This window comes from Embleya sp. NPDC050154, from assembly GCF_044460165.1.
GTDB lineage: Bacteria > Actinomycetota > Actinomycetes > Streptomycetales > Streptomycetaceae > Embleya.
This window is the reverse complement of record NZ_JBITJP010000002.1, coordinates 276,108-301,232: the sequence shown is the minus strand read 5'-3', so window position 1 is coordinate 301,232 and position 25,125 is coordinate 276,108. Positions and strand designations below refer to the sequence as shown.

Below are 25,125 nucleotides of genomic sequence, written 5' to 3'. Positions count from 1 at the left end.
TCACGACGATCGTGACCACGGTCGTGGGCCGGGGGCGGAGGCGTGAGCGGCGATGTGTACATCCTCGACTCGGTGCGCACGCCGCGCGGGAAGGCCTCGCCGCGCGGCGGGCTGGCCGGGCTGCCCGCGCGGGCTCTGGTCGAGCACGTGCCGGCGGCGCTGGTGGCGCGTACCGGAGTGGATCCGGCGCGGGTGGACGACGTGGTGCTGGGCTGCGCGGGGCAGGTGGACGAGCAGGGCGCCAACCCGGCGCGTACTGCCGTGCTCACGCTGGGCTGGCCGGACAACGTTCCGGGCCAGATGATCAACCGGTTCTGCGCGTCCGGGATCGACGCGGTCGCCTCGGCCGCGGCGCTGGTCCGGGCCGGACAGGCCGACCTGGTGATCGCGGGCGGGGTCGAATCCTCATCCCGGGTACCGATGTTCGCGGATCGGGGGCCGCTGTGGACCGACGCGGCGGTGATCGAGCGGGTGGGCGGTGTGCACATGGGCATCGCGGCGGACGTGGTGGCGACCGAGGAGGGGTACGACCGGGCCGAGTTGGACGCGTACGGGGCGCATACCCAGGAACGCGCCGCGCGGGCCTGGGCCCAGGGCCGGTTCGCCGACGCGGTGGCGGCGCTGCCGGGCGGGTTGGCGCACGACGAACACGTGCGGCCCGGCACGCGTGTCGAGGAACTCGCGGAACTGGAACCGGCGTTCGCCGAGTTGGGCGCGAGTGGTCAGGACGCGCTCGCGCTTCGGCATCTGCCGCATCTGCGCGAGGTCCGACACCTGCACACTCGGGGAACCTCGCCGTCGGTGGCCGACGGGGCGTGCGTACTGCTGCTGGGCACGCTCGGCTGGGCCGAGCGGCTGGGATTGCCACCGGTGGCGCGGGTGGTGTCCTCGGCCTCGGCGGGTGTGGATCCAGTCCGGATGTTGACGGCCGGTCAGCGGGCCGTCGGCAAGGCGCTGGCCCGGGCCGGGATCGGACCGGGGGATGTGGACGTGGTCGAGTTCGCCGAGGCGTTCGCCGCGCTGTGTCTGAAGATCCGGCGCGAACTGGGTTTCGGTGACGACCGGTTCAACGTGAATGGCGGCACGATCGCGATGGGACACGCGTTCGGTGCCACCGGGGCGATCCTGACCGGTGCGTGTGCGAACGAACTCGCGCGCTCGGGAGGTCGGTTCGGCGTGGCCGCGGTGAGTGGGGCGGCGGGACTGGGGACGGCAGTGGTATTGGAGAGGATGCCGTGAGCGAGGACGTGCGATCCCGCGGGTCGAGGCTGTCGGTCTCCCTCGGGTTGTGGCAGGACCGGCCGGCGGAGGAGGCGCTGACGACGGCGCGGCTGGCGGACGAACTCGGCTACGCCGAACTGTGGATCGGCGAGATGGCCACCTATGACGCGTTCGCGCTGGCCACCGCGGTGGCCGGGGGCACCGAGCGGATCCCGCTGACCGTGGGGCCGTTGGCGGTGACCGTGCGTGATCCGGCGACGATCGCGATGGGAGCGGCCTCGGTTCGGGCACTGACCGGGCGGCGGGTGACGGTGGCGCTGGGCACCTCCTCGACGGTCGTGGTGGAGGGATGGCATGGGCGCTCGCGGGCCCGTGCGGGCGTCGCGCTGGCCGAATCGGCGCGGCAGACCAGGGAGTTGCTGGACGGGGCTCGGTCGGATGGGCACGGGGAGGTGGTCCGTTCCGAGGGCTACCGGCTGCGGTTGCCGGCACCGGGCGGGTCGGGGCTGACCGTGGCCGCGTTCGGGCCGGCGGCGATCCGGACGGCGGCGCGATACGCGGATCGGCTGGTGTTGAACCTGGTCGCGCCGGAGACCGCGGCGGATCTGATCGTCTCCCTGTCGCGAGCGGCGAAGGAGGCAGGGCGGCCTCGGCCTCGGGTCGCCGCGTGGGTGTGCGCGGCGGTGGGGGCGGGCGCGGTCGAGGGGGCGGAGCAACTGCGGCGCGGGCTGGTGGGGTATCTGGCCGCACCCGGGTATGGCGAGATGTTCGCGCGTGCGGGCTTCGGGGAGTTGGTCGCGTACGCGCGGACGGGGCCGCATCCGCGGGAATTGCTGGCGGCGATTCCGGAGGCGGCGGTGTCGGTGGTGGGGTTGGTGGGGTCGGTGGCGCACGCGCGCTCGCGGATCGCGGCGTATCGGGCGGCGGGGGTGGACGAGGTCGTCCTTGTGCCTTCGGCTACCGCTGGGGATCCGGGTGGCTCTGCGACGTTGTCGGCGTTGGTGGGTTGTTGACGCTGTTGTCCTCGAGCGCCGGACGGGCTGGAATCGGCCCGGTCCCGCCTTGTCCTCAAACGCCGGACGGGCTGAGGGGGTCGGTTTCGGTCGACGGGCCGAGGTGGGCCTGGTCCGGCTTTGTCCTCAAGCGCCGGACGGGCTGGCGGGGGTTGGCTCGGTGGGTCGGCGGGCTGGGGTGGGCCCGGTCTCGCTTTGTCCTCAAGCGCCGGACGGGCTGAGGGGGGTCGGTTTTGGCCGATGGGCCGAGGTGGGCCTGGTTCGGCGTTGTCCTCAAGCGCCGGACGGGCTGAGGGGGTCGGTTTCGGTCGACGGGCCGAGGTGGGCCTGGTCCGGCTTTGTCCTCAAGCGCCGGACGGGCTGGCGGGGGTTGGCTCGGTGGGTCGGCGGGCTGGGGTGGGCCCGACCTCGCTTTGTCCTCGAGCGCCGGACGGGTTGCGGGGGAGTTGGCTTGGGGCGGCGGGTTGTTCAGGGGTGGGTGGCGTCCAGGTCGGTTGCGTAGAGGGTCAGGGCTTTGCGGTAGGGGGTCAGGTGGGGGTGGGTGCTGGTGGTGGCGATGACGTGGAGGAGGGATTCGACCGCGGTTTTGGGGTCACCGGCGTTGTAGAGCGCCATGGCCAGGAACGTGGTCAGGCCCGGGTCGTCGGGGAATTCGGTGAGACCTCGTTGCAGGATCGCCACCGCCTTGTCGTGCGCGCCGAACGCGCGGTACGTGCTGCCCAGGCCCAGGAACGCGCCCAGGCGGTCCTCGGCCGGCAGCCCGTCCCCGATCAGGGCCCATTCGTAGAACGGCACGGCCTCGCGTTCCAGGCCGAGCACGTCGTGTGCCCAGGCCGCCTGATAGGCGACCTGCGCGTCGCCCGGATACCGCTCGACCAGCGGCACCAGCCGCGCCCGCGCCTCCTCCACCAAGCCCGCCTCGCGCAGCGCGATGGCCTCGGCCAGGGCCGTGTCCCGTTCGTTGTCGATCATCCGGGCAGTGTTCCCTATCGGGCGGCCCGCACACGGTCGGGCTCGGGAACCACCCGAACCGGCCGCCCGGTTCGGTGCGTGGCCGGGATCGACCACGCGAGCAGCGCCGCGAGCAGGCAGCCGGTGCCCAGCATGCCGAAGCAGATCAGGTAGCCGGTCAGCTCCGGTGCCTGGGCCACGCCCGCCGCCCGCGCGGTGCCCGAGTCGACCAGGGTCGCGCTCAGGATCGCGCCCAGCACGGCCGTACCGGTCGCCCCGCCCACCGTGCGCAGCACCGCGTTCATCCCGTTGGCCACGCCGGTCATGTCCGCGGGCACGTTGTCGTTGATCAGCGCGGGCATCGCGGAGAACGCGAGCCCGAGGCCGAAGCCGAACAGCACACCGACCATCGAGAACGCCCACCAGTGCCCGTGCAGCGGCAGCAGCAGGGCGAACGCCGCGCCGCTGAGCAGCGGTCCGAGCACCAGGGCGGGCTTGGGGCCGTACCGATTGGTCATCCGGGCCGCCACCGGCGCCGCCACCAGGTTGCCGATCGTGCCCGGGAGCATGATCAGGCCCGCGATCAGCACCGACTTGCCGAAGCCGTAGCCGAGCGCGGACGGCGCCTGGATGAACGGCGGGAACAGCAGCGAGGAGCCGTACATCGCCATGCCGGTGAATACCCCGGACAGGTTGGCCAGCAGTACCGGCCGGCGGGCCATCACCCGCAGGTCGACCAGGGGTTCGGGGTGGTGCAGCGCCCAGGCGATCCACGCGGCGAACATCAGCGCGGCCAGGATCAGCCCGCCGAGCACCAGCGGATCGCCCCATCCGGACCGGCTGCCCATGCTCACCGCGGCCAGCAGCGCGGCCAGCCACGCGGACAGGGTCAGCGCGCCGATCAGGTCGACGTGCCCCTGGCGCCGTTCGGCGGTGTCCGGCACCACCCGCCACACCATCAGCATGGACAGCGCCGCCACCAGCGCGGAGAGCCAGAACAGCAGGTGGTAGTCCCAGCGGTCGGCGATCAGGCCGGTCATCACCGAGCCGAACGTGGCGCCGACGCTGATCGTGGCGCCGATGGTGGCGATGCTGCCCGCCGAGCGCTCCTTGGGGAACTCGTCGCGCACCACGCTCAGCGCGAGGGGGACCACGCCGCCGCCCATGCCCTGGAGCACCCGGCCGGCGATCAGCATCACGTAGGACGTGGTGCACGCGGCCAGCACCGAGCCGACCGCGACCGCCGCGAGCGCGAGCAGCAGGAAACGTTTACGACCGCGCAGGTCTCCGAGCCGGCCCAGCAGCGGGGTGGCCACCGCGGCGGCGAGCAGGTTGCCGGTGAGCACCCACGCGATGGCCGAGCTGGAGACGCCGAGACGGTTCTGTAGTTGCGGCAGGATCGGCGAGACCACGGTCTGCATGACCGCCATCGTGGTCGCGGCGAAGGACAGGGCGACCAGGATCATCGTCGGGCCGTGGCGCTTGGTCGGTGTGCGCGCGGCCCCCTTGGTGCCCGTGCTCATGCCGTCAGCGGCCGGTCCTCGACCCAGTCGCAGTGCAGCGTGCGGGTCTCGATGCGCCAGCCCTCGTCGGTGCGCGCGAACGTGTCGAGGTAGCGGATCGACATCACCCGGTCGCGGCGTACTCCGCACGACTCGTAGATGTGGTGCGCCATGCAGTACGTCTCGGCGTTCGCCCGATCGCCGCCCGGCTCGAAGGCGACGAGCTGATTGGCGATCAGGTGGGTGGTGGCCAGGTATCGGTCCAGGCTCGTCAGCGCCTTGGCGATCTCGGCCCGGCCGGTGCGTACCGCCGGCGGCTCGGTGGATCCGGGGTCGCGGTGGATCACCAGGCGGCCCTCGGGGGTGAACATCGAGGCGACGAGGTCGGGCTTGCGGCGATCCGCGCCGTGTGCGTAGGTCTGCGCCACGTCCCGGATCTCGCTGCGATCGCGCAGTTCCCCCGAATCGTGCAGAGCGGGCGAATCCGCCTCGTCGTCGTGCATGTCCACCCTTTCACCAGCCGTCGATCGCATGCTGACAGCAGTTGGATGACACACGCAAGTTTCTCTGACGTCGCGTCAGTTACATCTTCCGCGCAACGAACCACCTGTTCGGGAGGTCCGAACCGGGCGCCCGGGGTCGACCCGACCGGGCGCCCGGGTCGGTGCGTACGAAGCGCCCGAGTCCCGGTCGCGGCCGACCCGCGCCGCGGCCGGCCGGCTACCCCCGCGCCACGAACACCACGTCCGGTTCCCCGCGCGGCACCGGCACCTGATGCACGGTCACCTGTGCGAACCGGGCCCGCAGTCGGTCCGCGAAGGCCGGACTCGCGGTCGCGCTCCACACCGTCAGCACTCCGCCCGGCAACAACCTGGCCCGCAGCGCGGCCAGTCCCGCGTCGTCGTACAGCGACGCGTTGCCGTCGGTGACCGTCCAATCCGGCCCGTTGTCGATGTCCAGGCACAACGCGTGAAAGCGCTCGTCCGACCCCTCGCGCGACATGTGGGGGCGCTCGTCCGACCCCTTGCCCGACCGGGCCGCCGCCTCGCGGTCCGCCCGCTCCGACACCCCGTCGGCGGGCGCGATGGAAGGGGAGCGCACCCAGGCCACCAGATCCGATGTGATCACCCTCACCCGCGAATCCGCCAGCGCGTGCCCCGAGAAGGGGGCGAGCGGCCCTCGACCCCACCGCACCACGGCGGGTTCACGTTCGACCACGGTCACCTGCTCGACCCGGGGATCGGTCAGTGCCTCGCGCAGGGTGAATCCGACACCCAGTCCGCCGACCAGGATTCGCAGCCCTCCGGCGACGCCGAGCGTCTCGGGTGCGTCGGGTGCCTCGGGAGTGGCGAGCGCGCCGCGCGCGTCGACCCCCTCCAGCGCGTCCAACGCCGTGCGTACCAGCAGCCGCTCCGACGCGCCCGCGCGCGTGTCCATCAGGAAGCAGCCGTTGCTGATGATCTCGTAGTGCTCGCCCACTTGCCGCAGGACGAGTTCGCCGTCCGCCGCCGGGACGCGTTCGATCTCGTGTGCGTCGGTGGTCGGATCGATCGTGTACATCGGTTCACTGACTCCTTGTCGCTTTATGGAGAACGGGTGTCGCCGTGTCGCCTTCTCGCCTCCCGGGCGCCTTCACATGCCGTGTGCGGCGGATCGCGAGCACCTCATAACAGTGCCATCACGAAGCCGGGGAAGTCCGATCCCGAGGGGCCGAACGGTGACACGTGTGCAGTGCTGCGCCCCACCTCGCACAGGGCCGGGCATGGGCTGCCGGCCAGCGGTTTTCGCCGGTTCGGTGACTCTTGCACCCTGTAGGACACCCCGTTAAGGTCCCGGCCATTGCTTCATGGCCCATTGACTGATGGCATGTCAGATCCAGTCGCAGGGACGCCTCGCAGGCGGAGCCCGGGGCAGGGCAAGCACAAGACGAGAACGACGCGAGCACAGCGCAGGAGAAGTACGTGAGAGCGCACCGGGCACATCGGCCCGGCCCGCGGAAACGAAGTGTCGGGAGGGCTGATGGCATCAACTTCCGCCGGGCGGCGTGGGACGCGCCGCCGAGCGGCGGCCGGCTTGCTGGTCGTGCCGCTCCTGTTGGCGGTCGGCTGTAGCCGCTCGGGTGACGACGCGGTGGCCAAGGGTCCGGGATCGGGGGGCTCCGGCACCGCGGGATCCCAGAACCCGAAGGCTCCCGTCGGCACCGGCGCGCCCGGTGACTTCGGCACGCTCAAGGACGTCTGCGGCAAGGGCGACGGCAAGCCGCTCACCAAGAAGGCCGACCGAGGCGTCACCGAGAAGCAGATCTCGGTCAGCGTGACCGGCGACCCCGGCGCCCCCGCACAACCGGGCCTGGGCAAAGAGTTCTTCGAGATGGCCGACGGCTTCACCAAGTGGTGCAACGGCCTCGGCGGGATCAACGGCCGCACGATCAAGCTGACCCAGCGCGACGCCGCGCTCAGCAACGTCGGCACCGTGATGACGGCGGCCTGCCAGAGCGACTTCATGGTGGTCGGCGGCGGCAACCCGTTCGACAACGACGGCGTCAAGGCGCGTACCGGGTGCAAGCTCGGCGCCTTCCCGGCCTACGTGGTCGGCGAGGAATCGGCCAAGGCCGACCTCCAGGACCTCGCGGTCGGCCTGCCGGTGTCCACCACGGTCGTGGGCGCGTACAAGGCGGTCTTCGCCGCGCACCCCGAGGTCAAGGCCAAGGTCGGCCTGCTCGGCCAGAACATGGCCTCGCTGCGGCCCTCGATGGCCCGCTACAAGGCGGGTGTGGAGGCGGCCGGCGGCACGATCGTCTACAAGGAGGACGTCCCCGTCATGCCGCCCCCCGGGCGCACGACGCTGGAGAAGATGAAGAACGCCGGGGTCGAGATGCTGATCACCACGTGGCTCGCGGTGGACTCGTCGTCGATGTTCCGCGAGATGGACGCGATGAACTGGCACCCCAAGGTCATCGTCAGCGACGCCTCGGCCTACAACCGCTACACCCTCGCCGCCGCCAAGAACTCCAAGATCCCCGACACCTACATCTACCCGACGTTCGTGCCGCAGTCGCTCGGCGACAAGAACCCGGCCGTGCAGAAGGCGCTGGAGATCCTGCACCTGGCCGAGCCGAGCAAGGACCTGGAGTTCTTCCACATGTCCGGGATCAACTCCTGGCTGCTGTGGGCGAGCGCGGTCAAGGAGTGCGGTACGGAGCTCACCACGGAGTGCGTGCTCGCCAAGGGCAAGCGCGCCAACTGGGACGCGGGCGGCCTGTTCGCGCCCGGTCCGATCGTGGAGACCAAGGACGTGCGCGCCGCCGACTGCTTCACCATGGTCAAGGCGACCGCCAAGGGCTTCGAGTACGACGCCGCGCTGACCAAGCCGAACAAGGCCGAGTTCTTCAACTGCGACCCGGCCAACGTGGTGGCGGTCGCGCCAGGTGCGCCGAGCGCGCCGCCGGCCTCGACGCCGCCGACCACTCCGGGAGCCGGTACGCCGCCACCCGCGGAGACTTCCGGTGGGGGCAGCCCGCCGCCCGCCGACTCGGGCGAGCCGCCGCCGGCCGCGCCGCCGGAGGAGAACGCCTGAGTCGCCCGCACACCCGAGCGACACCGCGCCACCCGCGACACCGCACCACCAGGCAACCGCACGACCCGCACCACCGCTGCACCCGTCGGCCGCTCACTCCGGTCGGTCCGACCCAGCGACACCCGTCGCCCTCTCGCCCCGCACCGGGCGGGAGGGCGGCCCAGCGGCCCTGACGACCTGTCAGGAGCCGTGCCGCACCAGTCTCCGAGACCGATCGCCCCGCGACACGGCCCGGCCCGAACGGAGGGCGCGTGCACGAGTTCATCATCCTCACCATCAGCGGCCTGGTCACCGGCGGCATCTATGCCATCACCGCCGGCGGCCTGACCCTGACCTACACCACCACGGGCATCTTCAACTTCGCCCACGGTGTCACCGGCGCGCTCGCCGCCTTCACCTACTGGCAGTTGCACTTCGACTGGGGCTGGCCGGTATGGCTGTCCATCGTCGTGGTGCTGGGCATCCTGGCCCCCGCGTTCGGGGTCTTCCTGCACTTCGCCATCATGCGACGGCTGGAGGGCACGTCGGAGACGACGCGCCTGATGGTCACCGTCGCGGTGCTGCTGAGCCTGCTCGCCGCGGTGATGTGGATCTGGGATCCGCAGACCCCGCGCAACGTGGTCAACTTCTTCCCCGGCGAGTCCGTGGACATCGGCGGCACGCGCGTGTCCTACCACGACCTGATCACCCTGGCCGTGGCGCTGATCGTGGCGATCGGCCTGTGGGTGTTGCTGCGCTCGACCCGCGCGGGCGTGGCCATGCGCGCCACCGTCGACGACCGCAACCTCGCGGTGCTCAACGGCTCGCGCCCCGAGGTGCCCGGCATGCTGGCCTGGGCGACCGGCACCATGCTGGCCGCGGTCGCCGGCATCCTGATCGCGCCCAAGCTCTCCTTCGCCGCGCTGCCGCTGACCCTGTTGATCGTCAACGCCTACGCCGCGGCGGTGATCGGCCGGCTCAAGAGCCTGCCGTGGACCTTCGTCGGCGCGATGATCATCGGGTTGGTCACCGAGTACGGCAAGGGCTACCTCACCGAGACCAGGTTCCCCACCGCGGGCCCCTACCTGTCCGGCCTCACCGACTCGATGCCGGTGCTGGTGCTGTTCGTGGCGATCCTGCTGCTGCCCACCTCCCGGCTGCGCGGCCACGCCTCCTCCCGCACCCGCGAGATCGCGCACCGCCCGACCTGGACCGGCTCGCTCGTCTTCGCCGGCCTGGTGATCGCGGGCGCGGTGGTCGCCGCCAACACCCTCGGTGCCGCCGACCTGTTCGCCAGCACCAAGATGTGGGGCTTCGCGATCATCGGCCTGTCGGTGATTCCGCTGGTCGGCTACGCCGGGAAGATGTCGCTGGCCCAACTGGGCTTCGCGGGCATCGGCGCGATCTGCGTGTCGCACCTGGGCTCCGGCGGCAACCCGCTGGGCCTGCTGTGGGCCGCGCTGATCTGCGCGGGCATCGGCGTACTGGTCGCGCTGCCCGCACTGCGCCTGTCCGGGATCTACCTGGCCCTGGCCACCGCCGCATTCGCGGTCATGCTGGACCGCTGGATCTTCCAACTGCCCGCGTTCACCTGGGGCGACACGAAGATCGACCTGTTCAACAGCGGCACGCTCAACTTCGAGCGCTTCGACTGGCCGGGCATCGACATCTCCTCCGACCGGGCCTACTTCATCTTCGGCGCGGTCTTCTTCGCGCTGTCCTCGCTGGTGGTGGTGTGGATCCGGCGCGGCGAGTTCGGCCGCAGGCTGCTGGCGATGAAGGACAGCCCGGCGGCGTGCGCGACGATCGGGATGAACCACAAGCTGACCACGCTCACCGTCTTCGGCCTGTCCGCCGCGATGGCGGGCGTCGGTGGCGGCATCATGGGCGGTGCGCTGGGCACCCTGTCGCCGGTCAACTTCGACTTCACCGCCGGGCTTTCGGTGCTGATGCTGATGGTGATCGCCGGTCTGACCTCGCCGGGCGCGGCGCTGTTCGCGGGCATCTTCCTGGGCACCCCGCTGATGACCAACCTCTTCCCCGACTACGCCCAGCTCACCACCATCCTGATCGGCCTCAACGGCATCGCGCTGGGCAAGAACCCGAACGGCTTCATCGCCGCCAAGATTCGCCCGGAATGGGAGCCCGCACTGCGCCGGCCGGTCATCCTGGCCGCCAGCGCGGCGGCGCAACTGGCGCTGGTCGTACTGCGGTTCACCGACGTGATCGGGAACTGGGTCTTCGTCATCGGGATCCTGCTCGCGGTGATCGGCATCCCCGCCGCGGTCAAGGCCGAACTGATGCTCAAGGCACCGCGCACCGAACAGGAGCTGCCGCCGGGCCTGTCCGAGCAGCCCGAGGGGCTGGGCCTGAACGGCGCCCGGTTCGCGGCCGCCGACATCGAGGCCCTGGACAAGCTGATCGCGATGCCCTCGCTGCCGACGGTCGCGATGGCCGACACACCGTCACCCACCCTGCCTGGAGCGCGTCATGGGGCTTGAGGTCGAGGGCGTCACGGTCCGCTTCGGCGGCCACACCGCCCTGAACAACGTCAACATCTGGGCCCACGAGGGCAAGGTCACCGGCCTGATCGGACCCAACGGCGCGGGCAAGACCACGATCTTCAACGTGATCACCGGTCTCCAACCGCCGTCGTCGGGCCGGGTCAGGATGGACGGGCGCGACGTCAGCAAGCTCGCGCCCTACCGCCGGGCCCGCCTGGGCATGGCCCGTACCTTCCAACGCCTGGAGCTGTTCGGCTCGTTGACGGTCCGGGAGAACATCCAGGTCGCCGCCGCGCAGTACCGCCGGCTGCACCGGGGCACCAAGGAGACCCCGCAGGACACCTCCGCGCGCCTGCTGCACCGCCTGAACCTGACCGAGATCGCGCATATACGCGCCGACCAACTGCCCACCGGGCAGGGCCGCGTGGTCGAGCTCGCGCGTTCGCTGGCGTCCCGGCCCAAGATCCTGCTCCTGGACGAGCCCGCCTCCGGCCAGGACGACGAGGAGACCCGGGGCTTCGGACAGTTGTTGCGCGAGATCGCCGACGACGGGGTCGCGGTGCTCCTGGTCGAGCACGACATGGATCTGGTGATGAACACCTGCGACGAACTGCACGTGCTTGACTTCGGCAAAAAAATCGCCAACGGTACGTGCGACGAGATCCGCGCCAACACCGCCGTACAGGCGGCATACCTGGGCACCGCCGACGCCGCGGAGGCCGCCGAAGTCCTGCAGGAGACCGTATGACGCTGAACGTGGCCGACGCGCCGCCGGCCGGCCCGCGCGGCGGCATCCCGCCACTGCTCGAACTGCGCGGCATCAGCGCCGCGTACGAGCAGGTCGAGGTGCTGCACAAGGTGGACCTCGCGGTGCCCACCGGCAAGGTGATGGCGGTCCTGGGGCCCAACGGCGCCGGCAAGACCACGATGCTCAAGGTGATCACCGGGCTGCACGAGCCCACCGGCGGGGACATCCACCTCGCCGGGCGGTGCGTCACCGGGGCGGCGCCGGTGGACCTGGCCCGGATCGGCCTGTGCAGCATCCCGGAAGGCCGCGGCGTCTTCCCCAATCTCACCGTGTCCGAGAACCTGTGGATGGCGACCTACCGAGGGGTCTCCCGCAAGGAGATCGAGGAGAAGGTCTTCCCGATCTTCCCCCGCCTCAAGGAGCGCCGGACGCAGGCCGCGGGCACGATGTCGGGCGGCGAACAGCAGATGCTGGCCGTCGCCCGGGCGATCGCCACCAACCCGGCCATCATCCTGCTCGACGAGCTCTCGATGGGCCTCGCGCCCCTCGTCGTCGATCAGTTGTACGACGTGGTCGGCAAGATCGCCGAGACCGGCGTCACCGTGCTCCTGGTCGAGCAGTTCGCGCGCACGGCCCTGGCCGTCGCCGACCTCGCCGCGGTCATGAGCGGTGGCCGGATCCTTCAGGTCGGCACCCCGGACGAGATCGCCGGCGACCTGCACAGCGCGTACCTGGGCGGCTGAGCGCACATGGCCGTCGGGTACGTACCAACCTCACGGCGACCCACGAGGTGAGCACTTTATGAGTATGAACAGCGTGAACGCCGACGGGCACCCCGCACCCGCGAGGCCCGGCGGCGAGCCGCCGACGGTTCCGCAGGGGGTGCCGACGGCCGGACCACCACCGGCGTTCGCCCCGCGCCACGCGGCGATCCCGGCGGCCACTCAGGATCGGACCCGGCAGTTCACCGCCGACGTCGGCGCCCTCAAACTGCGCGCGCCCAAGACCATGCTCGACACCCAGTTGATGTGGCTGGGCGTCGGTCTCATGGTGCTCGGGATCGGCATGGGCATCGGCGCCTACTTCATGTCGCACGGCACGACGCTGATCCTGACCCAGAACGACGCGATCACGTTGGGTCTCGCGGCGATCCCGGTCTCGCTCCTCGGGTTCGCCCTCTTCATCCGCTATTCGTTGTCCACGTATCTGCGGTTCTGGCTGGCCCGGCTGATCGCCGCCCAGCAGACGCCGCAGGCCGCCCCGGCGGTCGCCGGGCCGGGCACGGACGCCACGGCGGTGCTGCCCGCCACCCCGGCGGGGCACTGAGCGACATTCGGGGGAGGACTCCTCAACGGGCCGCGCGCGGTGTCATCCTGAACGGGACGGACGCCGCGCGCAGCACCCGTGGAGGGCAGCGAGGACATGAGCGACAACCCGCAACCGGCGGACCCCGGTCCGACCGACACCCCCGCCCGGGACGGAAAGCGCCTCCGGCTGGTCACGGTGGTGTGGGCCGTGCTGATGACGGTCGCGGTCGTGATGATCATCCTGATGTTGCGCAGCTAGGCGTGCCCGTTTCGCACAGCGCGCTCGTGACCCGGCTGTGGCCGGCCTCCGCACGGAGGCCGGCCACAGCCGCGTCGACGCCCGTTCAGATCGCGGGCGGCAGGTCCACCAGCGTGCCCAGCGTGGCCCGATGCCGGTCCGAGGTGCCCAGCAGCAGCGAGGACGCCATCGCCCGCTTGAGGTACAGGTGCGCCGGGTGCTCCCAGGTGAAGCCGATCCCGCCGTGCATCTGCACACACTCCTCCGCGGCGCGCACCGCGACGTCGCCGCAGTACGCCTGGGCCAGCGCGGTGGCCACCGCCGCGTCCGCCGAGTCCTCGGCCAGACACGCCGCCGCGTAGCGCGCCGCGGCCCGGGCGGCGGCGATGTCCGACCACAGATCGGCCGCGCGGTGCCGCAACGCCTGGAAGGAGCCGATCGGCCGGCCGAACTGGTGCCGCACCTTCAGGTACGCCACCGCCTCGGCCAACGCCTGCTCGGCCACCCCCAGTTGCTCCGACGCCAGCAGCGCCGCGCCGTACCGCAGCGCGTGCCCGAACGCCGCCTCGGCGTGCTCGGGCCCGGCCAGCACCCGGCCGTGCACCTGATCCAACGTCAACTCGCCCACCGGGCGGGTCGCGTCCAGCGAGGTCACCGCGCGCCGGGTCAGGTTCGCCGCGTCGCCCGCCACCAGGGCCAGGTGCGGCTCGCCGGCCACGATCACCGGGACCACCAACAACTCGGCCCGATCCGCGGCCAACACCCCGGTCACCGCACCGGTCAGCGACAACCCCGGCCCGTCCGGCGCACCGGTCACCGACAGCGGGAAGGCGGCCCCCGGCCAGGTGCTCGCGGTCACCGCGAGCGTGCCGGTGCGGGTGCCGTCCGCGAGCACGCGCAGCGCGCCGTCGCGCGCCTCGCCGGCCGGACAGGCCAGCAGCGCCGAGCCGGCCAGCACCGCGCTGGCCAGGAACGGCACCGGCGCCACCGCGCGCCCCAGCTCCTCCAGCGCCACCGCGACCTCCCGAGGCCCCGCGCCGGCCCCGCCGAACTCCTCCGGGATCAACAGCCCGGCCAGGCCCAGCTCGGCCGCGACCGCCTTCCACAGCCCGTCGTCGTACGCCTCGTCGGTGTCGATCCGCGCCAGCACGTCGTGCCACCCGCAGCGATCCCGCAACAACTCGCGCAACGTCGCGCGCAGATCCTCCTCGACCTCGCCGTACAGCAGCGACGGCATGCCGGACTCGCTCACCGGGGCATCTCCTTCCACGGCACCCTGGTGTCCGTCCGCGGCTCGCGCGGCAGGTCCAGGATCCGGTCGGCGATCACGTTGCGCAGCACCTCGGACGTGCCGCCCTCGATCGAATTGCCCTTGGCCCGCAGGTAGTAGTAACCCGGCGCGCGCGCACCGAGCGTGGCCTGGCCCAGCTCGCTGCGGCGCATCGCCCAGTCGTCGTAGCCGAGCCCCTCCTCGCCGGTCAGCTCCAGCCACAACCGGGTCACGTCCTGGTTCAGCCGGGCGTAGGCGATCTTGGCCGCCGACCCCTCGGGGCCGGGCGCGCCGGCCGCCAACTGCTGGCGGATGCGCTCGTTGCCCAGCCGGGCCACCTCGCACTCCACCCAGGCCCGCAGCAGCCGGTCGTGCAGCCCGGGCGTACGCAGCTCCGGCCGATCCCGCCACATCCGCGCGACCGCGCCGATCGCGTCCGCCTCGCGCGGGGCCGCCGCGCCGCCGATGGCCACCCGCTCGTTCATCAGCGTCGTGTTCGACACCGTCCAGCCCTGGCCCACCTCGCCCGCCCGGTGCGCGTCCGGGATCCGCACGTCGGTCAGGAACACCTCGTTGAACTCGGCCTGTCCGGTGGCCTGGCGCAGCGGACGCACCTCGACCCCCGGCGACGTCATGTCCAGGAAGAAGTAGGTCAATCCCTGATGCTTGGGCAGGTCCGGATCGGTCCGGGCGAGCAGCATCGCCCAGCGCGCCTTGTGCGCGAGCGAGGTCCACACCTTCTGACCGTTGACGATCCAGTCGCCGTCACCCTCGCGCACCGCCCGGGTGGCCAGACCCGCCAGGTCCGAGCCCGCGCCGGGTTCGCTGAAGAGCTGGCACCAGATCTCCTCGCCGGTCCACAGCGGGCGCAACAACCGGGCCCGCAACTCCGGGCCCGCGTGCGCGACGATGGTGGGCGCGCCCATCCCCAGGCCGATCGGATTGCGGTACCCACCGGCCGCCTTCGCGCCCGCCGCGGTCAACGCGCTCTCGAGCACCTGCTGCAACGCCCGCGAGGCACCCAGGCCGCCGCAGCCGATCGGGAAGTGCACCCAGGCCAGGCCCGCGTCGAAGCGATGGCCCAGGAACTCGGCCGAGGGCATCGTGGTCGGATCGTGTGCCGCGACCAGTTCGGCCACTCTGCGCCGCACCTGGGCCGCGTCGACGGCACCGGCATCCGGTCCGCCGCCGGCAGGGTCGTCCGGTTCTCGGTCGCTCACGCCGTCCCGCTCTCCCACAACCGGTGCCTCCGTCCGTCGTCATGACGCCCTGTTCATCGACACCGACGCACCGTCGACAACCGGGCCACCTGGATGCTAGGCGCTGAACTCACCGGTAGGAAGCCCGCGCCCGGGCCCCCAAGCGATGCACTCAGGCGATATGTTCGTCTCCCCGTGTGATCGAGCTACCCGCACGGACTTCAGCCGGGACCTTCCGGGATGCCGCGCGTCGCAGGGGGTGCTGTACCAGTCATGACCGCCGAAGAACTCGAGGCGGGTCTCGCCGCCGAACTCGCCGCGGACGGGGAGTCGGTCACCGAAGCACTGGACAAGTGGTCGGTGCGCACCCCGATGCGGGTCTTCATCCACTACGGCGAACACGGCCTGGACCTGAGCTACGCCGAGGCCAAGCGGGCCACCGACACGATCGCCGGCAACCTGGCCCGGGCGGGCATCCGGCGCGGCGACCGGGTGGCGGTGCACTGCCGCAGCGCGTACGCCGCCGCGCTGTGGATGTTCGGCATCTGGAAGGCCGGCGCGGTGTACTGCCCGCTGGACGCGGACGCGATCGGCGATCTGCTGGTCGAGCAACTGGAGGCCACCCAGCCGCTGCTGGTGGTCACCGAACGCGCGCTGGTGCACACGCTGGAGACGGTACGGCCGCATCTGAACCGGCTGCCGAGGCTGACCGTGCACGACGCGGTGGGCCCCAGGCCGCCGCACGGCTACCCCGAGATCGCCTACGCCAACTTCCTGGCCCGCGCGGTGCCGCCGGCGGTGACGATCGACCCGGGCGACATCGGGATGATCGTGCACACCGCAGGGGTGACCGGGCGGCCCAAGGCCGCCCTGCTGGCGCACCGTTGGCTGGCCTCGTACACGCTGCTGCTGCGCCGGCTCACCACGCCGGAGGACGTGGTGCACGTGGACCTGCCGCTGCATTCGGTCCAGGGCGCGTTCGCGGGACTGGCCCGGGCCGCGTGGGCGGGCGCGGGCGTTTCGCTGTGGGACCGGTTCCATCCGGTCGACTTCTGGCGGCGCGTGGCCTCGGCGGGGGCCACCGGCGCGGTGTTGACCGAGACGATGGTGGGCTGGCTCGCGGGCGCGCCGGAGCGGCGCGGCGAGCGGAACAACCCGCTGAGCACGGTGCTGATGCAGCCGCTGCCGCCGACCCACCACGCGTTCGCGCGCCGGTTCGGGATCGACACCGTGGTGGCCGGCTACGGGCAGGTCGAGACGGGCCTGCCGATCGCGGCCGTCCTGGTCGGGCTCGACCCGAGCGAGGTCACCCCGGCGCCGCTGCGGCGCGGGCTGGCGCCGGCGGCGGTCGCGAAGGTGTGCTCCCGGTTGGGCGTACCGGTGGTCGACGGGGCGCGGATCGTGCGCAAGGGTTGTCTGGGCGCGCCGTTGCCGTTCGCTCGGGTGGCGATCCTGGACGAGCACGACCGTCCGGTGCCGCGCGGCGTGGTCGGCCACCTCGCGGTCCGCCCGCATCTGCCGGGCCTGTTGGTGCAGGAGTACGTGGACGATCCGCTGAGCATCGCGGAGGCCACCCGCAACCTGTGGTTCCACACCGGCGACGCGGCGGTGCTCGACGAGGAGGACGGGCTGCTGCACTTCGTCGACCGGGTCGTGGACCGGATCCGGATCCGCGGCGAGAACGTGTCGGCCTACCACATCGAGGACCTGGTCAACCAGCATCCCGACATCGCGGTGGGCGCGGTGTTCGGGGTGCCCGCCGACCGGGACGACGAGGACGAGGTGGTCCTGTACGCCGAGCCCGAGCCGGGTCGTCCGCTCGACCCGGACGAGCTACGCGCGTGGTGCGCGCAGTCGTTGCCCGCGTACATGCGGCCGGAGCACGTGCGGATCGTCGCGCGCATGCCGCGGACGCCGAACGGGCGGGTGGAGAAGTACCGCCTGCGCCGGCACTTTTTGGGTCTGGCCGATCGTCCGGGCCCGGCGGTGCGCGGTGTGGCGGTGTCGGCGGCGACGCCGATGCCCGCGGCGCGGCCGGCGCTCGCACCCGCGCTGTCCCCGGTGCGGTCCGCGCTGCCGCCGTCGTTGCCGCCGGGAACGCGGCGCTGACCTCGTTCGCCGCTCTCGGTCATGCGGATAGCTGATCGTGCGGATATGTCGCTTTCCAATGGGAAGGCGTAACACGCACGCGACTTTGCGGGCGTGGCAGATCCAAGGAGCGGCACCCATGGACAGCACGAACGGCGTCACGGGACCGACCGCCGAGTCCGGCGCGGGGCGGCATCGGCGCAGCGGCAAGGGATTCGGGTTCGGCCTGCTGGTCGTGCTCGGCACGGTGTTGGTGCTCGGCGGGATCGTCGGTCTGGTCTACACGGGCGTGGCCACGCTGACCACGATGGTGTTGTTCGGCTGGTTGCTGCTGATCGGCGGCGTGGTCGGGTTCGTCCAGGCCATCCAGGCGCGCAAGGAGAACGCGTTCTGGCTCGTGGTCGCGGTCTCCGCGCTCAACATCGCGGCGGGCGTGGTGTTGTTGCGCCGGCCCGAGGTGGCGGCCGAGGCGCTCACCCTGTTCGTGGCCCTGTTGTTGCTGGGCGCGGGCATGTTCCGGATCGTGGGCGGCGTCGCGAGCATGTCCGCCAAGATGATCTGGACCGTCCTGGTCGGCGTGGTCGACCTGGTCCTGGGCCTGCTGGTGCTGGCCGAATGGCCGAGCAGCAGCCGCTACGCGATCGGTACGTTCATCTCGCTGGCCCTGCTCTTCGACGGACTGAGCCTGGTCAGCCTCGGCCTGACGGGCCGTCGGATCGTCGGCATGGTCCGCGAGGCGGAGGTCCCGGAGGCGGGGTCGCCCGCGGCGGACGAGGTCTCCGGCGACCCGGCCTCCGCCGAGTGGAAGGCCGAACGGGACGGCACCAGGGAAGGCACCTTCAAGGGCCCGGACACGATGACGAAACGACGCGACGACGAGGTGTAGGCCGGACGCCATCGAACGCCGGACGGGCTGGTCGCAGCCCGTCCGGCGTTCGATGATGTCCCGCCCCGGCAGGGGCCCATGGTGCGTCGGCGGCCGGCGAAGCGGCGGACCTACCTCGCCTCGACGTGCGCCGCGGGTGTGCGCCGGCTCATCAGCAGCGCCGGCAGGAACGCCAGTGCCATGAAGCTCACGGCCCACCAGTACGTCCCCTGGAAGGCGTCCGCCAACCGCGGCCCGATCTCGGTGATCACCGCCGGCGACAACGAGTGCAACTCGCCGAGCCCACCGGCCCCCTGCCCGGCCGGCAGGCCGTCCCGCATCGCGCCGGCCAGCAGCACCGACATCAGCGCCCCGCCGACCGCGGCCGAGACCTGCTGGATGATGGTCAAGGTGGTACCGGCGACCGCGACCTGCTCGTGCGACATGGCGCGCAGCGCGGAGGCGGTGGTCGGCATCAGCGTCATGCCGACCCCGACGCCCATCACCGACAGGCAGGACATCAGCACCCAGTAGGGGGTGTCCGCGGCGACCTGCGTGGTGAAGGCGAGGAACCCGGAGGCGGCGACCACGATCCCGACCAGCACGATCCGTCCCGGCGCGACCCGGTCGCTGAGCCTGCTGGCGACCTGCATCGACAGCGCGGTGGCCAGCGCCTGCGGTGCGCCCAACAGGCCGGAGGCGGTGGCGCTCTCGCCGCGCACCAGTTGGTAGTACAGCGGGGCCAGCATCATCGAGCCGAAGTACGCGCAGACGAACAGCACCATGGTGCCCGCGGCGGCCACGAACGGGCGGCTGCGGAACAATCGCAGGTCGATCAGCGCGTGTTCGATCCGCAGGGCCCGGACCACGAAGCCGACCACCAGGAGCGCGCCGAGCACGGCGGGCACCAGCGCCCCGGTGGAGCCGAAGTCGCCCTTGTCGCCGCCGGTGGCCAGGCCGTAGATGAGTAGCGCCAGACCGGGGGAGAGCATCAGCAGCCCGGGCACGTCCAGCGGTTTGGTCGGCTGCGGGGTGTCCCGCGGGAAGACCCTGGCGGCCAGCCCCAGGGCGATCGCGCCGATCGGCACGTTGATGAAGAAGATCCAGCGCCAGGACACGTCGTCCACGAGCCAGCCGCCCAGGATCGGGCCGGCGAGCGGGCCGATCAGGACCGGGATGCCCAGGATGGCCATCGTGCGGCCCATCCGGGCGGGATCCGAGGCCCGGGCCAGGATGGTCATCCCGACCGGCATGATCAGGCCGCCGCCGAGCCCCTGGAGGACCCGGAAGGCGATCAGCGATTCGGCCGACCAGGCCAGTCCGGCCAGCACGGATCCGGCCGCGAAGGTGCCGATCGAGAACATGTACAGGCGTTTGGTGCCGAACCGGCCCATCGCCCACGCGGCCACCGGGATGACCGTGGCCAGGGCCAGTGTGTATCCCGTCGCCACCCATTGGATGGTGGCGAGCGGGGCGTCGAAGTCCTGCGCGAGGTGGTTGAGCGCGACGTTGACGACGGTGACATCGAGTACGGACATCACCGAGCCGAGGACGACCACGAGGGCGATCGCCGCGAGGCTTCGGGAAGGGGTGGGGACGTCGGCCGCGGGCGCACTCGCGGTCGGGGCGGTGGTCGTTGCCATCACGGGCTCCTGGCGTTCGGCGGAGGAATGGCGGCGGCTTCCCGGATGGTTCTCAGACGCCGTACGGGCGGCGCGCGCGCATCGACCGGGAGGCGTCGGTCCACCACGCGAGCTGATCGAGCATCACCTTGGCCGCGGCGTCGGTGCCCGCGACGTCGACCGGCTGCCCGTCCGCGTCGAACTTCTCCCAGGCCATCGGGAACGCCAGCCCGTCCCGGGTGGTGACCATGTGCTGCTCCGCGAAGACCAGGCGCAGTTGCTCGACGGCGCGCAGGCCGCCGGAGATGCCGCCGTAGGACACGAAGCCGACCGGCTTGCCCTGCCACTCGCCGCGGAACAGGTCGATCATGTTCTTCAACCCGGCCGGGAAGCTGTGGTTGTACTCGGGCGTGACCACCACGAACGCGTCGGCGGCGTCGAGCCGGGCACCGACCGCGGTGACCACGGCGGCGGGTTCGCTGCCCATCGGGGCCCACACGTCCGGCAGCCGGTCGTGCGCCAGGTCGATGATGTCCACCTCGAAGTCCCCGTGCTGCTCGGCCTTGCCAGCGAACCAGGTGGACACGACCGGAGCGAAGCGACCCTCGCGGGTGCTCCCGACGATGACGGCCAGCCGGAAGGTCTTCGGAGTGGTGGTGGTCTGCGTGTCGGTGCTCATGGGATCCCCCAAGGAGATGAAGAGAAGTGCGAACGAGTCCTGTGCGGGCCCGGAATCGTTGCCGTCCGAGCGCCTGGTGAAGACGTTAGAAGTTGAAGTTAACTTCAGGTCAAGCCCGGATCCGCACTTCTCTTCCCGAGTCGTCACCCGGACCCGGCCCGGGGGTTGCCGGTGCCGAGGGGGAATCGTTCAAGCGCGCTTCGCGTCCGTAGCCGTCGGGGACGCCTCGTCCGGGCCGCCGAGGGCGGTCAGGACGGCGATCGTGGCCAGGGCCACGGCACCGGCGCACACCATGACCGTCGAGGGGGAGGAGGCGTCGACGACGGCGCCGCCGGCGAGCGCGCCGGTTGCCAGGGTGAGCTGGAACGACGACGTGAACACGACCGTGGCGGCCTCCTGGGCGTGCGGCGCGGAGCGGGCGAACCAGGTCTGCGAGCAGGCCGGGACGGCGCCGTACGCCAGGCCCCACACCACGAGCAGGCCGATCGCGCCCGCGTCCCGGCGGCCGAGGAGGGGGAACAGCAGCGTGGCGACGGCGATCAGCGCCGCGCACGTGAGGAACGTCGCGCGCAGGTTGCGGACCATCGTCACGCCCGCGACGAAGTTGCCGACGATGCCGGCCACGCCGAAGGTCAACAGGTAGACGCCGATCAGCCCCCGGTCCACCCGGGTGACCTGCTCCAGGAACGGCGTCACGTACGTGTAGGCGCCGAAGTGCGCGATCACGATCAGGCAGGTCGCGGCGAGGCCGATCCGGATGCCGGTGCCGCGCAGCAGATCGCGCAACACCCGGGCCCGGGTGACCTCGAGCGCGGGCAGCGGCGGCAACAGCACGGCGAGCGCGATCGCCACGCCCAGCGCGAGCACGCCCATGACCACGAACGAGGCGCGCCAGCCGATGTGTTCGCCGAGCTGTGTACCGGCGGGCAGACCCAGCACGGAGCCGGCCGGAACGGCCGCGAAGATCACGGCGGTTGCCGTACCCACCCGCTGCGCACGCACCAACCGAGGCGCCAGTCCGGCCCCGATCGACCAGAACCCGCCGATGGTGACCCCCACCAGCGCCCGCGCCACCAACACCACCCAGAACGCGGGCGCGACGGCCGCGAGGAAGTTCGCCGCCGCCAACAACACGATCAGCGCGACCAACATCGTGCGCCGATCCAGCCGCCCGGTGCACACCGTCACCACCGGCGCGCAGACCGCCGCCAACAGGCCCGGTACGACCATCAACCACCCGGCAGTGCCGTCCGAGACGCCGAAGTCGTCCCCGATCGGCGTCAACAACCCGATCGGGAGAATCTCGCTCGTCACGATCGCGAAGATCCCGACCGACAGACACACCACGCCCGGCCAGTACCGGCGCGGCTGCCCCGCGTCCGGTCCGGGTGCGTCGGCGGTGTGCGAGTCGGCTCCGGCAATGACGGACATGACGTCCCTTTCGGCAGGGCGGGGGAGGGGATCCCCGACAACGGGGAGTCCCAGTACAACCGCCCCCGCCGCCCCGGGTCTGGCGGTATCCCGCCCTCAACGTCACCCCGTCCTCGACATCACGAGCCCGTCGCCCCCCGACCTGCCGACGTCCTGCCCCCGATCTCCCCGCCCCCGACCTGCCGCCCCCGACGTCCGACCCCCGCCCCCGCCTGCCGGCCGAAGCGCTTCGCTGTGGGCGAACAGGGATCGGAAGGGTGGGGGAACAAAGAGGGGCTCTTGTTTCTTGAGTCAGTGCAGCGCAACTTTTTCGACTGTGGCTACCTGAGGGGCATGACATGAGCGAGACCATCGGGACACTGACCCTGCCGGTTCTTCCGCTGGACGACGTGGTCGTCCTCCCCGGCATGGTGGTCCCGCTCGAACTCGACGACGCGGAGACCCGTGCCGCCGTGGATGCCGCGCGGGCCGCCGCGGGGCGGTCCGCCGGACCCGGCATCCGTAGTGAGAGCAAGGCGCGGGTGCTGCTTGTTCCGCGCGACGACGGGCAATACCCGGCGGTGGGCACGCTCGGGGTGATCGAGCAGGTCGGTCGGCTGCCCGGGGGTGAGTCGGTCGTGGTGGTGCGCGGCGAGAGCCGGGTGCGGATCGGCACCGGAACCACCGGCCCCGGCGCGGCGCTGTGGGTCGAGGCGACCCGGGTGACTGACGTCGAGGCGGACGAGCACACCCACGAGCTGGCCCGCGAGTACAAGGCCCTGGTCACCACCGTGCTGGGCAAGCGCGGCGCGTGGCAGGTGGTCGACCACGTACAGGCGCTGGAGGACCCGAGCGACCTGGCGGACAACTCCGGCTACGCCCCGTACCTGACGCTTCAGCAAAAGATCGAGGTCCTGCAGACCGTCGACGTCCAGGAGCGGCTGACCAAGGTCGTCGGCTGGACCCGGGACCACCTCGCCGAGCTGGACGTGGCCGAGACGATCCGCAAGGACGTCCAGGAGGGCATGGACAAGCAGCAGCGCGAATTCCTGCTCAAGCAGCAGCTCGCCGCGGTGCGCAAGGAGCTCAACGAGCTCAACGGCACCCCGGACAGCGAGGAGGAGGACTACCGCGCCCGGGTCGAGGCGGCGAACCTGCCGGAGAAGGTGCTGGCCGCCGCGCTCAAGGAGGTCGACAAGCTGGAGCACGCCTCCGACGCGTCGCCCGAGGGCGGCTGGATCCGCACCTGGCTGGACACCGTGCTGGAAATGCCGTGGAACGAGCGCAGCGAGGACGCGTACGACATCGCCGAGGCGCGCGCGATCCTGGACGCGGACCACTCCGGCCTGGTGGACGTCAAGGAGCGCATCGTCGAATACCTCGCGGTGCGCAAGCGCCGCGAGGAGCGCGGGCTGGGCGTGGTCGGCGGCCGGCGGTCCGGCGCGGTACTGGCCCTGGTCGGCCCGCCCGGTGTCGGCAAGACCTCGCTGGGCGAGTCGGTGGCCCGCGCGATGGGTCGCTCGTTCGTCCGGGTCGCGCTCGGCGGCGTGCGCGACGAGGCCGAGATCCGCGGCCACCGGCGCACCTACGTCGGCGCCCTGCCCGGTCGCATCGTCCGGGCGATCAAGGAGGCGGGCAGCATGAACCCCGTCGTCCTGCTCGACGAGATCGACAAGGTCGGCTCGGACTACCGCGGCGACCCGACCGCGGCCCTGCTGGAGGTGCTCGACCCGGCCCAGAACCACACCTTCCGCGACCACTACCTCGAGGTCGAACTCGACCTCTCCGACGTGGTGTTCCTGGCCACGGCCAACGTCCTGGAGACCATCCCCGAGCCGCTGCTCGACCGGATGGAACTGGTCCGGCTCGACGGCTACACCGAGGACGAGAAGGTCGTCATCGCCCGGGACCACCTGATCAAGCGTCAGTTGGACAAGGCGGGTCTGGACGACACCGAGGTGTCCTTCACCGAGGACGCGCTGCGGCTGCTGGCGGGCGAGTACACCCGGGAGGCGGGCGTGCGCACCCTGGAGCGCTCGATCGCCCGCGTGCTGCGCAAGGTCGCGGCCCGACAGGCGCTGGACGCCGACGCGCACCCGCTGCCGATCACGGTGGACGCCGGCGACCTGCGCGACTACCTCGGGCGGCCCCGGCACACCCCGGAGTCGCTGCTGAGCAAGGCCGAGCAGCGCACCGCGGTGCCGGGTGTGGCCACCGGGCTCGCGGTCACCGGCGCGGGTGGCGACGTGCTCTACATCGAGGCGTCGCTCGCGGACGCCGAGACGGGCGGTACGGGACTGACCCTGACCGGCCAACTCGGCGACGTGATGAAGGAGTCGGCGCAGATCGCGCTGTCCTACCTGCGCTCGCGCGGGGCGGAGCTGGAGGTACCGGTGGGCGACCTCAAGGACCGAGGCGTGCACATCCACGTCCCGGCCGGCGCGGTCCCCAAGGACGGCCCGAGCGCCGGTGTCACGATGACCACCGCGCTGGTGTCGCTGCTCACCGGGCGGCCGGTCCGCTCGGACGTGGCGATGACCGGTGAGGTCTCGCTCACCGGCCGGGTACTGCCGATCGGCGGCGTGAAGCAGAAGCTGCTCGCCGCGGAGCGGGCCGGTGTGACCACCGTGCTGATCCCCAAGCGCAACGAGGCCGACCTGGACGACGTGCCCGAGGAGATCCTGAGCCGACTCACCGTGCACGCGGTCGCCGACGTGCGCGAGGTGCTGGAACTGGCCCTGGAGCCGGCCAACGCCAAGCACACCATCGCCGCCTGATCCTGCGTCGACCTGCGAAAACCCTGCTGCGCGAGTCGCCTTCCGGGCGGCTCGCGCAGCATTTTTCGGCCAAGATCGGACAAGCCGGTTGGCGGTGAATCTCGATTCGGTCACGCGCCGGATAGTTCGGTTGGTTGCTGTCAGTATTCGCGGCATGTCATATGGAACGGGTGGGG

Annotated in this window: 20 protein-coding genes; 11 read left to right on the top strand and 9 right to left on the bottom strand. The window is 71.6% G+C overall.

The genetic code is table 11. The annotated features are described in order from the left end of the window. Positions 1–42: 42 nt before the first annotated feature. Both ACIBSV_RS04945 and ACIBSV_RS04940 read left to right on the top strand, forming a co-directional pair. Positions 43–1,239 (top strand): acetyl-CoA C-acyltransferase, encoded by a 1,197-nt coding sequence (locus ACIBSV_RS04945; protein ID WP_395859547.1) that lies wholly within the window; start codon positions 43–45, stop codon positions 1,237–1,239. Beyond that, positions 1,236–2,234, top strand: a complete 999-nt coding sequence (locus tag ACIBSV_RS04940) for an LLM class F420-dependent oxidoreductase (RefSeq protein ID WP_395859546.1) — start codon at positions 1,236–1,238, stop codon at positions 2,232–2,234. Before ACIBSV_RS04945 ends, ACIBSV_RS04940 begins: the two co-directional genes overlap by 4 nt. A gap of 468 nt (positions 2,235–2,702) precedes the next feature. Here ACIBSV_RS04940 and ACIBSV_RS04935 read toward each other — a convergent pair whose 3' ends face one another. The 4 genes from ACIBSV_RS04935 to ACIBSV_RS04920 all read right to left on the bottom strand — a co-directional run bounded on the left by ACIBSV_RS04935 (position 2,703) and on the right by ACIBSV_RS04920 (position 6,247). Beyond that, positions 2,703–3,206, bottom strand: coding sequence for a tetratricopeptide repeat protein (locus ACIBSV_RS04935; protein ID WP_395859545.1), 504 nt, complete (start codon positions 3,204–3,206; stop codon positions 2,703–2,705). Positions 3,207–3,220: 14 nt separating this feature from the next. Continuing rightward, positions 3,221–4,708 carry an MFS transporter gene (locus tag ACIBSV_RS04930; RefSeq protein WP_395859544.1) on the bottom strand — a complete coding sequence of 496 codons (1,488 nt, stop codon included), beginning with the start codon at positions 4,706–4,708 and terminating at the stop codon, positions 3,221–3,223. Beyond that, a complete protein-coding gene (locus ACIBSV_RS04925) occupies positions 4,705–5,190 on the bottom strand; it encodes a nuclear transport factor 2 family protein (protein WP_395859543.1) in 486 nt (161 codons plus the stop codon). Before ACIBSV_RS04925 ends, ACIBSV_RS04930 begins: the two co-directional genes overlap by 4 nt. Positions 5,191–5,407: 217 nt before the next feature. Beyond that, positions 5,408–6,247, bottom strand: coding sequence for a spermidine synthase (locus ACIBSV_RS04920; protein ID WP_395859542.1), 840 nt, complete (start codon positions 6,245–6,247; stop codon positions 5,408–5,410). 459 nt (positions 6,248–6,706) lie between these two features. On the opposite strand from ACIBSV_RS04920, the gene ACIBSV_RS04915 reads away from it, so the two are divergent. The 6 genes from ACIBSV_RS04915 (at position 6,707) to ACIBSV_RS04890 (ending at position 13,060) form a co-directional block, all read left to right on the top strand. Next, complete coding sequence (locus ACIBSV_RS04915; protein WP_395859541.1) at positions 6,707–8,263, top strand: ABC transporter substrate-binding protein; 1,557 nt, start codon at positions 6,707–6,709, stop codon at positions 8,261–8,263. A 251-nt stretch (positions 8,264–8,514) separates the two neighbouring features. Beyond that, positions 8,515–10,743, top strand: a complete 2,229-nt coding sequence (locus ACIBSV_RS04910; RefSeq protein WP_395859540.1) for an ABC transporter permease — start codon at positions 8,515–8,517, stop codon at positions 10,741–10,743. Further along, complete coding sequence (locus ACIBSV_RS04905; RefSeq protein WP_395859539.1) at positions 10,733–11,494, top strand: ABC transporter ATP-binding protein; 762 nt, start codon at positions 10,733–10,735, stop codon at positions 11,492–11,494. Before ACIBSV_RS04910 ends, ACIBSV_RS04905 begins: the two co-directional genes overlap by 11 nt. After that, positions 11,491–12,237: an ABC transporter ATP-binding protein gene (locus tag ACIBSV_RS04900; RefSeq protein WP_395859538.1), complete on the top strand. Its 747-nt coding sequence runs from the start codon at positions 11,491–11,493 to the stop codon at positions 12,235–12,237. Before ACIBSV_RS04905 ends, ACIBSV_RS04900 begins: the two co-directional genes overlap by 4 nt. Positions 12,238–12,295: 58 nt before the next feature. Continuing rightward, positions 12,296–12,820: a hypothetical protein gene (locus ACIBSV_RS04895; RefSeq protein WP_395859537.1), complete on the top strand. Its 525-nt coding sequence runs from the start codon at positions 12,296–12,298 to the stop codon at positions 12,818–12,820. Positions 12,821–12,916: 96 nt separating this feature from the next. Continuing rightward, positions 12,917–13,060: a hypothetical protein gene (locus ACIBSV_RS04890; RefSeq protein WP_395859536.1), complete on the top strand. Its 144-nt coding sequence runs from the start codon at positions 12,917–12,919 to the stop codon at positions 13,058–13,060. Positions 13,061–13,145: 85 nt separating this feature from the next. On the opposite strand, the gene ACIBSV_RS04885 is transcribed toward ACIBSV_RS04890, so the two are convergent. Further along, the gene (locus ACIBSV_RS04885; protein WP_395859535.1) at positions 13,146–14,291 is read right to left on the bottom strand and encodes an acyl-CoA dehydrogenase family protein; all 1,146 of its coding nucleotides are present in this window, start codon (positions 14,289–14,291) and stop codon (positions 13,146–13,148) included. Then, entirely contained in the window at positions 14,288–15,529 is a 1,242-nt protein-coding gene (locus tag ACIBSV_RS04880) for an acyl-CoA dehydrogenase family protein (protein WP_395859534.1), read from the bottom strand. Before ACIBSV_RS04880 ends, ACIBSV_RS04885 begins: the two co-directional genes overlap by 4 nt. 252 nt (positions 15,530–15,781) lie before the next feature. Here ACIBSV_RS04880 and ACIBSV_RS04875 point away from each other — a divergent pair, with 252 nt between their 5' ends. Beyond that, complete coding sequence (locus ACIBSV_RS04875; protein ID WP_395859533.1) at positions 15,782–17,617, top strand: AMP-binding protein; 1,836 nt, start codon at positions 15,782–15,784, stop codon at positions 17,615–17,617. Between the two features lie 118 nt (positions 17,618–17,735). Further along, positions 17,736–18,482 carry an HdeD family acid-resistance protein gene (locus ACIBSV_RS04870; RefSeq protein ID WP_395859532.1) on the top strand — a complete coding sequence of 249 codons (747 nt, stop codon included), beginning with the start codon at positions 17,736–17,738 and terminating at the stop codon, positions 18,480–18,482. 110 nt (positions 18,483–18,592) lie between these two features. Here the strand turns inward: ACIBSV_RS04870 and ACIBSV_RS04865 are convergent, their stop codons facing one another. The 3 genes from ACIBSV_RS04865 to ACIBSV_RS04855 form a co-directional block, all read right to left on the bottom strand. Further along, complete coding sequence (locus ACIBSV_RS04865; protein ID WP_395859531.1) at positions 18,593–20,104, bottom strand: DHA2 family efflux MFS transporter permease subunit; 1,512 nt, start codon at positions 20,102–20,104, stop codon at positions 18,593–18,595. 52 nt (positions 20,105–20,156) lie between these two features. Further along, positions 20,157–20,762 (bottom strand): NADPH-dependent FMN reductase, encoded by a 606-nt coding sequence (locus ACIBSV_RS04860; protein WP_395859530.1) that lies wholly within the window; start codon positions 20,760–20,762, stop codon positions 20,157–20,159. A gap of 189 nt (positions 20,763–20,951) precedes the next feature. Beyond that, positions 20,952–22,193, bottom strand: coding sequence for an MFS transporter (locus ACIBSV_RS04855; protein WP_395859529.1), 1,242 nt, complete (start codon positions 22,191–22,193; stop codon positions 20,952–20,954). A 338-nt stretch (positions 22,194–22,531) separates the two neighbouring features. On the opposite strand from ACIBSV_RS04855, the gene lon reads away from it, so the two are divergent. Then, positions 22,532–24,949 carry an endopeptidase La gene (lon, locus tag ACIBSV_RS04850; RefSeq protein WP_395859528.1) on the top strand — a complete coding sequence of 806 codons (2,418 nt, stop codon included), beginning with the start codon at positions 22,532–22,534 and terminating at the stop codon, positions 24,947–24,949. Positions 24,950–25,125: the final 176 nt, after the last annotated feature.

Coding starts and splice junctions, on each gene's coding strand:
- ACIBSV_RS04935 (WP_395859545.1), bottom strand. CDS start 3,206: ATGATCGACAACGAACGGGACACGGCCCTGGCCGAGGCCATCGCGCTG.
- ACIBSV_RS04930 (WP_395859544.1), bottom strand. CDS start 4,708: ATGAGCACGGGCACCAAGGGGGCCGCGCGCACACCGACCAAGCGCCAC.
- ACIBSV_RS04925 (WP_395859543.1), bottom strand. CDS start 5,190: ATGCACGACGACGAGGCGGATTCGCCCGCTCTGCACGATTCGGGGGAA.
- ACIBSV_RS04920 (WP_395859542.1), bottom strand. CDS start 6,247: ATGTACACGATCGATCCGACCACCGACGCACACGAGATCGAACGCGTC.
- ACIBSV_RS04915 (WP_395859541.1), top strand. CDS start 6,707: ATGGCATCAACTTCCGCCGGGCGGCGTGGGACGCGCCGCCGAGCGGCG.
- ACIBSV_RS04905 (WP_395859539.1), top strand. CDS start 10,733: ATGGGGCTTGAGGTCGAGGGCGTCACGGTCCGCTTCGGCGGCCACACC.
- ACIBSV_RS04900 (WP_395859538.1), top strand. CDS start 11,491: ATGACGCTGAACGTGGCCGACGCGCCGCCGGCCGGCCCGCGCGGCGGC.
- ACIBSV_RS04895 (WP_395859537.1), top strand. CDS start 12,296: ATGAGTATGAACAGCGTGAACGCCGACGGGCACCCCGCACCCGCGAGG.
- ACIBSV_RS04890 (WP_395859536.1), top strand. CDS start 12,917: ATGAGCGACAACCCGCAACCGGCGGACCCCGGTCCGACCGACACCCCC.
- ACIBSV_RS04875 (WP_395859533.1), top strand. CDS start 15,782: ATGACCGCCGAAGAACTCGAGGCGGGTCTCGCCGCCGAACTCGCCGCG.
- ACIBSV_RS04870 (WP_395859532.1), top strand. CDS start 17,736: ATGGACAGCACGAACGGCGTCACGGGACCGACCGCCGAGTCCGGCGCG.
- ACIBSV_RS04865 (WP_395859531.1), bottom strand. CDS start 20,104: ATGGCAACGACCACCGCCCCGACCGCGAGTGCGCCCGCGGCCGACGTC.
- ACIBSV_RS04860 (WP_395859530.1), bottom strand. CDS start 20,762: ATGAGCACCGACACGCAGACCACCACCACTCCGAAGACCTTCCGGCTG.
- ACIBSV_RS04855 (WP_395859529.1), bottom strand. CDS start 22,193: ATGTCCGTCATTGCCGGAGCCGACTCGCACACCGCCGACGCACCCGGA.
- lon (WP_395859528.1), top strand. CDS start 22,532: ATGAGCGAGACCATCGGGACACTGACCCTGCCGGTTCTTCCGCTGGAC.